General features: G+C 57.2%; 10 protein-coding genes and 1 pseudogene. 9 read left to right on the top strand and 2 right to left on the bottom strand.

Features of this window, described 5'->3' with window-relative positions; genetic code table 11:
- Nucleotides 1–20: 20 nt before the first annotated feature.
- Nucleotides 21–809, top strand: a complete 789-nt coding sequence (locus tag ACYVG7_RS11910; RefSeq protein WP_460883323.1) for an alpha/beta hydrolase — start codon at nucleotides 21–23, stop codon at nucleotides 807–809.
- A 457-nt stretch (nucleotides 810–1,266) separates the two neighbouring features.
- On the opposite strand, the gene ACYVG7_RS11905 is transcribed toward ACYVG7_RS11910, so the two are convergent.
- Nucleotides 1,267–2,151: a LysR substrate-binding domain-containing protein gene (locus ACYVG7_RS11905; protein WP_460883322.1), complete on the bottom strand. Its 885-nt coding sequence runs from the start codon at nucleotides 2,149–2,151 to the stop codon at nucleotides 1,267–1,269.
- Nucleotides 2,152–2,354: 203 nt separating this feature from the next.
- Between ACYVG7_RS11905 and ACYVG7_RS11900 the strand changes: the two genes are divergently transcribed.
- From ACYVG7_RS11900 to ACYVG7_RS11885, 4 genes are all read left to right on the top strand, one after another.
- Nucleotides 2,355–3,431 carry an alpha/beta hydrolase gene (locus ACYVG7_RS11900; RefSeq protein ID WP_460883321.1) on the top strand — a complete coding sequence of 359 codons (1,077 nt, stop codon included), beginning with the start codon at nucleotides 2,355–2,357 and terminating at the stop codon, nucleotides 3,429–3,431.
- Nucleotides 3,432–3,713: 282 nt separating this feature from the next.
- Nucleotides 3,714–4,184, top strand: a complete 471-nt coding sequence (locus tag ACYVG7_RS11895; protein ID WP_460883320.1) for a cyclophilin-like fold protein — start codon at nucleotides 3,714–3,716, stop codon at nucleotides 4,182–4,184.
- Nucleotide 4,185: 1 nt separating this feature from the next.
- Nucleotides 4,186–5,397: an MFS transporter gene (locus tag ACYVG7_RS11890; protein WP_460883319.1), complete on the top strand. Its 1,212-nt coding sequence runs from the start codon at nucleotides 4,186–4,188 to the stop codon at nucleotides 5,395–5,397.
- 5 nt (nucleotides 5,398–5,402) lie between these two features.
- A complete protein-coding gene (locus tag ACYVG7_RS11885; protein WP_460883318.1) occupies nucleotides 5,403–5,822 on the top strand; it encodes a (R)-mandelonitrile lyase in 420 nt (139 codons plus the stop codon).
- Nucleotides 5,823–5,860: 38 nt separating this feature from the next.
- On the opposite strand, the gene ACYVG7_RS11880 is transcribed toward ACYVG7_RS11885, so the two are convergent.
- Entirely contained in the window at nucleotides 5,861–6,817 is a 957-nt protein-coding gene (locus ACYVG7_RS11880) for a LysR family transcriptional regulator (RefSeq protein ID WP_460883317.1), read from the bottom strand.
- A 192-nt stretch (nucleotides 6,818–7,009) separates the two neighbouring features.
- Here ACYVG7_RS11880 and ACYVG7_RS11875 point away from each other — a divergent pair, with 192 nt between their 5' ends.
- From ACYVG7_RS11875 to ACYVG7_RS11860, 4 genes and pseudogenes are all read left to right on the top strand, one after another.
- Nucleotides 7,010–7,324: a DUF1330 domain-containing protein gene (locus ACYVG7_RS11875; protein ID WP_460883316.1), complete on the top strand. Its 315-nt coding sequence runs from the start codon at nucleotides 7,010–7,012 to the stop codon at nucleotides 7,322–7,324.
- A gap of 65 nt (nucleotides 7,325–7,389) precedes the next feature.
- Entirely contained in the window at nucleotides 7,390–7,938 is a 549-nt protein-coding gene (locus tag ACYVG7_RS11870) for an NAD(P)H-dependent oxidoreductase (protein WP_460883315.1), read from the top strand.
- A 319-nt stretch (nucleotides 7,939–8,257) separates the two neighbouring features.
- The gene (locus ACYVG7_RS11865; RefSeq protein ID WP_460883314.1) at nucleotides 8,258–9,178 is read left to right on the top strand and encodes an SAM hydrolase/SAM-dependent halogenase family protein; all 921 of its coding nucleotides are present in this window, start codon (nucleotides 8,258–8,260) and stop codon (nucleotides 9,176–9,178) included.
- Between the two features lie 342 nt (nucleotides 9,179–9,520).
- Nucleotides 9,521–9,868, top strand: a pseudogene (locus ACYVG7_RS11860) (homocysteine S-methyltransferase family protein); the annotation flags it as partial.
- Nucleotides 9,869–9,949 lie beyond the last annotated feature (81 nt).

The following is a 9,949-nucleotide window of genomic DNA, read 5'->3' as shown; positions in this document are numbered from 1 at the left end:
GCTAAAAAAAGCAAGTTGGGATGACAATTATCGGGCACAGCTATTCTTTGGTTAAAAGTTCATCAAAGTGTGCTCCCGCCCTGGGTGAAGCTGGATTATCCACCAAGGCCGATGATGGTAAAAACCCGTGGGCTGGCAATCCGCTCTATGCCGATAAAACTTTATTTATGCTTTCCCGCGTCGGCAATCAACAGGGCGTATTTCCGGGATCGCAATTCCCCGACGATCCCGCCAGTATTGATGCCTTTCAGCGATCCTGGAATCCATATTCTGGCGAGTTGGATAACGAACTAAATGCCAAAACCATGGCCCAATTGCTGAACAAAATTGGTCCGAGTATCTTGGTAACCCACTCCATGGGTGGCACCATCGGCTGGCGTACCCCGTTTTATACCCCTAATGTCAAGGCGATTGTGGCCTATGAACCCGGTGGTACCCCATTTATTTTCCCTGACAGCGAAATGCCTCAGCCCATCAACACCACCTTTGCACCACTGGCTGCTACCGCATTAGGTGTACCCATGAATGAATTTATGAAATTAACGCAGATCCCGATCATTTTGTATTATGGTGATTACATTGCCGATCAGCCAAGCCCTGCGGTGGGGCCGGATAAATGGCGTAGTGAATATAAAATGGCTCAACAATTTGTGGCCACCATCAATCGGCATGGCGGGGATGCCACCCTGATCCATTTACCCGATATTGGTATCAAAGGGAATTCACACTTTTTGATGGCAGAAAAAAATAATGTTCAGCTTGCTGAATTAATGAGTGGCTGGTTACGCAGTAAGGGGCTAGAAAAATAACTATTCATATCTCAATCAATGAAATGTGCAATTTTTATTTTGAATATTTCACGGCCAGAAAATCACTTGCATCTGCAACATATCAGGTTCCACGCTCGCAAAGATATGAGCAAGGAGATCACCTCACTGATTGATTCATGGTTATCGGCAGAGTTCCAAACATAACTCCGCCAACATAGTCTCATCGTGAGTGTCTGGACTCCCTGTATCCAGATACTGTGGATGAGGTATATCCACCCTCAACCCAGGAGGTATTTGTCCAACCTTGGCATGTTGACGCCAAGTTCCTTGTGAAACTAAGTCCTTTTGCGCGGCCCACTTATGGCCGCGCTTTTTTTGGGTGCGCAAACACACCAGGATGATGGCTAAGAGCTGGCGACTAAAACACGGAGGATATCCACCCTCGATGCGGAGCTCAGTCTATCGATGATTGAGCTCGCAACCGGGCTAAGCCGGATCAGAGCTTGAGGGTCTCGATGACCATGCGCAGCGCCGGCGAGACATTGCGGTGCGGGTAATACAGATGCTGCCCATCCAGGCTGTGCCTGAAATTCTGCAACACCTGGATGAGGTTACCGCGTCCGAGATCCTCAGCCACCAGATCCTCGGGCACATAGGCCAACCCCAATCCTGCCCTTGCCGCAGCAGCCTCCATGTAACTGTCCGAGAAGACCCACTGCCCTTGCGGTTTGTGTTTGACCAACTTGCTTTCATCCCATAACTCCCACTGATACAGGCTGCCATCGGCAAACTGATAGGCAATGCAAGGGTGTACCGCCAGATCGGCCGGAGTCTGTGGAAATCCGTATTGCAGAAAGTGCTCTGGCGTCGCCACCATCACCATCTCCATGTCAGGCGCAATCCGCACCGCCACCATGCCTTCATCGACCTCATCGCCCGGCCTGATACCGGCATCAAAACGCTCATCGATGATATTCACGAAGCGGCTCTCACTGATCAGCTCCAAGCGAATATCAGGATAGCGTTGCCGAAACGAGGCCAGCTTGGGCAGCAGTATCTTGTCAATCGCATACTGGCTGGCATTGATCCGCACCGTGCCGGACGGGGTATCCCGAAAATGGGCGAGCGTGGCCAGTCCGGCATCCAGAGACTGAAAACTGCTCTGGGTGGTTCGATACAACTGTTCCCCGGCCGGAGTCAGTGACAGGCGGCGTGTGGTCCGCACGAGGAGCTGCACCCCGAGTCTAGCCTCGAGATCGCGAATGGTACGACTGACCCCGGATTGGACGAGGCCCAGTCGGGCAGCTGCCTTGGTAAAGCTGCCTTCGCGAGCCACCAGCATAAACACATGGAGATCGTTGTAATTCTCGCGACTCTTCATCTTGCTCCACTCCCTACCGTCCACCTCGGGTACTCGTCTTGTGACCCATCGGCAGCCCCTAATTAATCACAAAAACGCATTAATGTTATCAAAAAACCACCTCTAATCATCACTAATTATTCTCACTAAAATGCGGGCCATGGGTCACAAAAGCACCAATGCCTGAACCACAAACCACGAATCAACCGCCAAGGAGCCTTGCCATGAATGTTCTACCCAAAAAACTGAGCGCTATCGCCTCTGCCCTGTTGTTGGGCGCAGCATTAACCGGAGTCTCCACCATGAGTCATGCCCAATCAGTCGATCCCACAGCCCCCGTCTCCATGGTGACCGAATGGGATAAAACCTTTGCCCAAAGCAACCAGGTTGACCATCGCAAGGTCACCTTCAAAAACCGTTACGGCATCACCCTGGTGGCCGACCTCTATCTGCCGAAAAACCGGGGGAATAGCAAGCTGGCTGCCATTGCCGTCGGCGGCCCCTTTGGCGCGGTGAAAGAGCAATCGAGCGGTTTGTATGCACAAACCCTGGCGGAGAGTGGCCTCGTCACTCTGGCGTTTGACCCCTCCTATACCGGCGAAAGTGGCGGCCAACCCCGCAACGTCGCCTCCCCGGATATCAACACCGAAGATTTCAGCGCCGCGGTGGATTTTCTCGGCCTGCAACCCGAGGTCGATCGTAATCGCATCGGCATCCTCGGCATCTGTGGCTGGGGCGGCATGGCGCTGAATGCCACCGCCGTGGACAAGCGCATCAAGGCCGTGGTGGCCAGTACCATGTACGATATGACCCGTGTGATGTCCAAGGGCTACAACGACAGCATGCCGCTGGCACAGCGCACCCAGATCCTGGAGCAACTGGGCCAGCAGCGCTGGAAGGATGCCGAAAACGGGGCCCCGGCCTACCAACAGTCCTACAACACCCTGAAGGGGGGTGAGCCGCAATTCATGGTGGACTACCACGACTATTACATGACCAAGCGTGGCTATCATGCTCGGGCGGTCAACTCCGGAAATTCCTGGACCCAGACCACGCCGTTGTCCTTCATGAATATGCCGCTCCTCAGCTACATCAAGGAGATCTCGCCGCGCCCACTGCTGCTGGTCCATGGCGAGAAGGCTCACTCACGCTACTTCAGTGAAACCGCCTACGCGGCCGCCAATGAACCGAAAGAACTGTTGATCGTCAAAGGTGCCACTCACATCGACCTGTACGACGACCAGGCGCACAAGATCCCGTTTGACAAGATCGAGCAGTTTTTCAAAACGAACTTGAAATAACCATCAAGTAGCCGGAGCAAATGGACTCGCTCTGGTCGGCAAAACACTAAGTCCTTTGCGCGGCTTGCCTATGGCCGCGCTTTTTTACTGCCCTCTCGCCGGCCTACCGCCGGGTGACGGGTCGCCACCTCGGCAAGCGCCAGCCATCCGCTGCATGTTGGCTGGATCAGGCAAGACAACGGCAGGATCATGTCTGGCGCCGAGGCCTGGGGAGGATGACAATTCGCTTCGCTCAGCGACACAGCCATCCTTGTCGAACCCTGGTTACTGGAGGAGTCTCTGATGTCCAATTCACTTCGCCGTCCTCTTGCCCTGTTGCTACTGCTGAGCAGCGTCGCTGCCAGTGAACCCAGAGAGGAAAGCATGAATATTCAACTCATCATCAATGGTCATCGCCTGCAGGCCACGCTGGAGAACACAGCGAGCGGTCGTGATTTCTACGCCTTGTTGCCACTGACGCTGAGCGCTAAAGATTATGCCGATACCGAGACCGTCGCCGATCTGCCACGCAAGCTGACGACCCAGGGGGCACCCGCCGGTATCGATCCGCAGATTGGCGACATCACCTACTACGCGCCCTGGGGCAATCTGGCGCTGTTTCACCACGATTTTGGCTACTCCAAGGGGCTGATCCGCTTAGGCCATATCGACGGTTCGCCCGATGTCATCCGCCAGGCAATCCAGCTCAGTCGTGGTTCCACACTGACCATTACCCCAGTCACTCATAGCTCTGGCACAGCAGAAGAGATCTAATATGAATCCGCCTATTACCCAAACCGAAACCGGTGAGCCGTCACCGCACGTGGCCCACTGGGGGGGCGTCGGCGCCCTGTCGATGTGCGTCGCCATGTTGATCGCCGCTGAATTTATGCCGGTGAGTCTGCTGACCCCGATTGCTCAGGATCTGGGTGCCACCGAGGGTCAAGCGGGCCTGGCCATCTCGATCTCGGGGCTATTTGCGGTGCTGGCCAGCCTACTGATTGCCCGCATCAGCGCCACGCGGGATCGACGCCATGTGCTGATCGGTCTGACGCTGGTCATGCTGCTTTCCTTGTGCCTCATCGCCATCAGTCCCAGTTTTTGGCTGTTGATGGTCTCCCGGGCGCTGCTGGGGATCGTCATCGGTGGCTTCTGGGCACTGGCCACCGCCACTGTCATGCGGCTGGTCGATCAACCCTCAGTCCCCAAGGCGCTGGGGCTCATGTATATGGGTAATGCCATGGCAACCGCCTTTGCCGCGCCCCTGGGCAGCTATCTGGGTGGCATCATCGGCTGGCGCGGCGTGTTCTGGCTACTGACCCCTGCCGTCCTGGTGAACATCCTCTGGCTGTGGCGCGGCTTGCCGTCCATGCCGGCGCAAACCGAGAAAACCACCCACTCGATCTGGGGCCTGCTCCAGCGCCGCCATGTGCTGTTTGCCATGCTCGGCGTCATGCTGACCTTTGCGGGTGCCTTCGCCGCCTTCACCTATCTGCGACCCTTTCTGGAGACGCGCAGCCATGTCAGCGTGCCGCAACTCTCCGCCTTGCTGCTGGCCCTGGGTTTGGCCGGATTTGTCGGCACCACGGCCGCTAGCGCAGCGCTGGCTAACCACCTCTATCGACTGTTGCGCTGGCTGCCACTGGCTCTAGCGGGGGTGACACTGGCGCTCATGCTGGTCGAGCATCAACTCTGGGGCGTGGCATTAGCCATGACGCTGTGGGGCGCGATCAATGCCGCCATCCCGGTCGGCTGGTCGGCCTGGATCGCCGATGGTATTCGAGATGCGCCAGAAAGTGGCGGTGGCCTGATGGTCGCCGCCATTCAGCTCGCCATCATGCTGGGTGCCGCCTTCGGGGGTCTATTGCTGGATCTGATCTCAGTCGAGGCAACCTTTATCGCCAGTGCCCTGCTGCTCATCACCGCCACCTTGCTGGTGGGCAATGGCAAACGACTCAGACCACTCTCATCTATCACACAGGAGTAAATAACATGCATATTCTACGCAATGGTTCCCTACCCTCCCTGCAAGGCCCTGACAACTGGTTTACTGGCCGAGTCCGCATCGATGGTCTTTACCAGCCCGAGGCGCCCGCTCGTTTCTCGGCCGCCACAGTGACCTTCGAGCCAGCGGCGCGTACCGCATGGCATAGCCACCCGCTCGGCCAGATGCTGATCGTGGTGGCCGGTTGCGGCCGCATCCAGCGTGAAGGAGAGCCCATCGAGGAGATCCGGGCCGGTGACCAAGTCTGGATCGCGCCGGGCGAACGTCACTGGCACGGCGCGGCCCCCTTGACCGCCATGAGCCATGTCGCCATTCAGGAATATGAGGATGGAGAAGCGGCCGCCTGGTTTGAACAGGTCAGCGATGCCGAGTATGTAGGGACGCCAGTCCAAACCGCGTCGCGCTAACCATGTCAATCACCAACCGTGTCGAGACCTATGCCGCCCTACCGGGCGGCATACTCGTCGAGTGCCGCCAGCGGGACATGCAGCGCCTCATCGGCCGCAAAAGCCGCCAACAGATAGTCCACCGTCACCCGCACCCGGGGCGCCATCAAGGCACGATGGGGGTACTGCAGCACCATCTCGTAATGACCCGGATCGTGCTGGCCAACCAGCAGCGTCTTGAGCTGTCCAGATTGCAGATACGACCAGGCATGATGGACCCCGACCTGGGCAATGCCCATGCCCAGCACGGCGGATTGCGTCAATGCTTCCGGTGCCGAGAGCGTCAGCACGGCGTGCTCCAGATCCTGGGTGATCAGGCTGCCATCAGCGCGCCTGAAGTTCCAGGGCGAGACCCGTCCCGCCAGAAAACGCCGCGCGATAAGCCGGTGCGCAGCAAGATCCATGGGAGTCTCCGGAATTCCTGAGCGCGCCAGATACTCCGGCGAGGCCACCAGCACCATGTTCAGCTGGCAGATAGGGCGAGCCACCAGCGCAGAATCGGCAACATGGCCACCCCGCAGCGCCAGATCGTAGCCATCGCGCACCAGATCGATGACTCTGTCATCGAAATCCACCTCCACCGACAGCGCCGGATAACGGGTCTGCAGTCCTGGCAATACCGGCATCAGATGGTCCCGCCCGAAAGCAGCACTGGTGGAGATCCGCACATGGCCGCGGGTTTCAACCCGCTGCTCGGCGAGCACATCCACCGCCGCATCCAGGGCTTCCAATGCGATACGCGCCTGTTTCAAAAACAAAGCGCCTTCGTCAGTCAGGCTCAAGGTGCGGGTGGTGCGGTTCATCAACCGCACGCCCAGCGCCTGCTCCAGTCCAGCCACATTCTTGCTGACCGCGGCCGCACTGATGCCCAGCGCCCGACTGGCTGCGGCAAAGCTGCCCGCATCCACCGCTTCGACAAACGATAAAATGGCACGTACCCGCTGTGATATCTCCATACGGCTTCCTCTCCCGAACCCTCGTTGGCCTCGTTCACACCCCACAATACACAACTTTATGTTACGAAAGCATCAACCATACATCGACTTATGGTTGTTAATTTCATGAACCATAATGTTCGCCGTCAGCATGACTGCCATCACTTCCAGGCAGACGCTTTGTCGCCGGACGGTCACAACCAGGAGTTCCCTATGCCCAAACCCGCTTACTTTATCTTTGATGCTCGGATCCATGATCGTGATGCCATGCAGCCCTACATGCAGGGTGTCGAATCCACCTACCATGCCTTTGGCGGCCAACTGCTGGTACTGGGTGGTCAGCTGGAGGTAGTCGAAGGCGATGAGCCACTGGGCAATCTCGTCATCCTGCAATTTCCCGATCGTGAGGTGGCTGGCGGCTGGTACGCCAGTGATGAATACCAGGCCCTACTGCCGTTTCGACTGGCCGGCTCCCGGAGTAACGCCTGGCTCGTCAGCGGCATTGAGCCGACGACAGCGCCCCGCTAATCACCCGCTCACTCCGTAGAGCCGTCCCCCGCCGACGGTCCTGTTCTAACGTTTCGAGGTTTCTGATGAAAACACTGGTTATTGTCTCCCACCCTTACCCTGAACAATCCAACGCCATCAAGGCACTGCAAGCCGTCGCCGAACAGAGCGCGGATGTCACGGTGCGCAATCTGGAGAGTCTGTATGGCTCGGATCTGGCTGCCTTTGATATGGCCGCCGAGCAGCGTGCTGCCGAAGCGGCCGACCGTCTGGTCTTCTTGTTCCCGATCCACTGGTTCAACCTGACACCGATGCTCAAAGCCTATCTCAACGCAGTATGGGCTTACGGATGGGCCTTTGGCCCTGGCGGCACTGCGCTCAAGGACAAGGAGATGCAGATAGTGGTTACCGCCGGGGCAACGGCATTTACCTACTCCAGCGAGGGCATGATCCAGAGCTCCATGGAGGAGGTACTGACGCCCATGAAGGCCAGTGCCTACTACGTTGGCATGCAGTACAACCAGCCGCTGGCCTTCTATCAGGCGATGGGGCTGTCAGCTGAAACCACCCGCGAGATAGAGCGTCAATTTACGGAACGTCTGCAAGCACCCCTGGGTTCTGTGTTAGACCGCTAAACACACCAGCTCTGCTTCCCAATGGCGTTTCCCAATGGCGTAGAGAGCCCGCATCTCATACGCCATTTTTTATTCTGCTTCCTGTACTTCACGACTATCTCATTCTCTCTTGAGCCCCGTGCTGCGCTCTCCCTGGTCCAGCACAGAGCGGCGCTCCACCATTAGCGCACTCCTGCATATCAATGAACACTCTTTTACGAGGCGACGACCCGACAGAGCAAGACAAGTCTCTCATTGGAATGGCAATATCGAACTTCCGTCCTGTCGGAAACAGGCGGGTCGATAACAAGTACTTACGGAAGTTGAATAAGGAAATAACATGTCTATCCAGAAAACTGCGCTCGCTCTGCTGCTCAGCTCCTGCCTGTTGGCGCCCAATGCCTGGTCCGCCAGCGACACCGATGAAGCCCTGGTGATCCAGACCGATTTTGGCGTCAAAGATGGTGCCGTCTCGGCGATGAAAGGGGTCGCCTTTGGCGTCGATGACGACCTGCATGTCTTCGATCTGACCCATGAGATCCCCGCCTATAACATCTGGGAAGCGGCCTACCGCCTCTACCAGACGGTGCCGTATTGGCCCAAGGGCACTGTGTTTGTCAGCGTGGTCGATCCCGGTGTCGGTACCGATCGCAAGTCCGTGGTGCTGAAAACCAAAACCGGCCACTACATAGTCTCACCGGATAACGGCACCCTGACGCTGCTGGCCGAGCACCTGGGGATCGCCGAAGTCCGGCAGATCGACGAGAAGACCAATCGCCTGCCTGGCTCCGAGAAGTCCTACACCTTCCACGGCCGTGACGTTTATGCCTACACCGGAGCCCGGTTGGCCGCTGGCAAGATCAGTTATGATCAAGTCGGCCCCAAGCTCGCCGATCAGGTGGTCTCGATCCCTTATCAACAGGCTCAACTCTCGGCCAACGGTGAGATCAAGGGCACGATCCCGGTACTGGATATCCAATATGGCAACGTCTGGACCAATATCGATGACAGCTTGCTGACCAAGGCCGGTATCCAGAAGGGTGACCAGCTTTGTATCCGCATCCTGGAGGGCAAGCAGGAGAAATACAGCGGCAGCGCCCCTTATGTCAGCAGTTTTGGCGATGTGCCAGAAGGCAAACCCCTGGTCTACCTGAACAGCCTGCTGCAGGTCTCCCTGGCACTGAATATGGATAGCTTCTCGGCCAAGCATCAGGTCTTCTCCGGCGCTGAATGGCAATTTAACCTGAAGAAATGCCCATAAACATCCACCCCACGGCTCAGGCGTCAATCCATCTCATTAGTGCAGGCAAGATAGCCTGTTGAGCCAATCGTTGGCGGCACGAATGCCGCCAACGAACTCCCTTCGGTCGCAGCCAGCTACAGGCTAGCCACGACGGGAGACGTCCATTCTTCGACGTACTCTTCATTCTCTGTTTCTCCCCGATCGCCTCTTACTTTGCATGCCCTCCTCTATCCCAACGCCATGGACCTGTGGATCGTCGCCAAGCTTGTATTCGTCAGAAGAGATGGTAGTCTGGACGTCCAAGTGGCTACACGTCTTAGCGTCTATTTGTCGATGCTTAGCGAAAAATGGAATAACGACATGGAACATCAAACACTCATTCTGGATGGCGGCATGGGCCGCGAATTGCAACGTCGTGGCGCGCCTTTCCGGCAGCCGGAGTGGTCAGCCCTGGCCCTGATGGAGGCCCCCGAACAGGTGGTCGCCGCCCATCAGGCGTTTATCGAAGCGGGTGCTCAGGTCATTACCACCAATAACTACGCCGTAGTGCCATTTCATATCGGCGAAGGTTGCTTCGCCGAGCGGGGATCCGAGCTGACCGCCTTGGCCGGTAAGCTGGCCCGTCAGGCCAGCCGGGGCAGCCAAACTCGGGTGGCTGGCTCCTTGCCGCCGCTGTTTGGCTCCTACCGCGCCGATCTGTATCAAGCGGCGTTGTTGCTCAAATCAGGGAACTATCCCGCAGTTTGGTGATCTGATCTCTTAGGTTCACCACCGGGAGCGCCAGATGGG

It is taken from the genome of Pseudaeromonas pectinilytica, assembly GCF_054780855.1.
This window is presented reverse-complemented; position numbering and strand designations above follow the sequence as displayed.

Coding starts and splice junctions, on each gene's coding strand:
- ACYVG7_RS11910 (WP_460883323.1), top strand. CDS start 21: ATGACAATTATCGGGCACAGCTATTCTTTGGTTAAAAGTTCATCAAAG.
- ACYVG7_RS11905 (WP_460883322.1), bottom strand. CDS start 2,151: ATGAAGAGTCGCGAGAATTACAACGATCTCCATGTGTTTATGCTGGTG.
- ACYVG7_RS11900 (WP_460883321.1), top strand. CDS start 2,355: ATGAATGTTCTACCCAAAAAACTGAGCGCTATCGCCTCTGCCCTGTTG.
- ACYVG7_RS11895 (WP_460883320.1), top strand. CDS start 3,714: ATGTCCAATTCACTTCGCCGTCCTCTTGCCCTGTTGCTACTGCTGAGC.
- ACYVG7_RS11890 (WP_460883319.1), top strand. CDS start 4,186: ATGAATCCGCCTATTACCCAAACCGAAACCGGTGAGCCGTCACCGCAC.
- ACYVG7_RS11885 (WP_460883318.1), top strand. CDS start 5,403: ATGCATATTCTACGCAATGGTTCCCTACCCTCCCTGCAAGGCCCTGAC.
- ACYVG7_RS11880 (WP_460883317.1), bottom strand. CDS start 6,817: ATGGAGATATCACAGCGGGTACGTGCCATTTTATCGTTTGTCGAAGCG.
- ACYVG7_RS11875 (WP_460883316.1), top strand. CDS start 7,010: ATGCCCAAACCCGCTTACTTTATCTTTGATGCTCGGATCCATGATCGT.
- ACYVG7_RS11870 (WP_460883315.1), top strand. CDS start 7,390: ATGAAAACACTGGTTATTGTCTCCCACCCTTACCCTGAACAATCCAAC.
- ACYVG7_RS11865 (WP_460883314.1), top strand. CDS start 8,258: ATGTCTATCCAGAAAACTGCGCTCGCTCTGCTGCTCAGCTCCTGCCTG.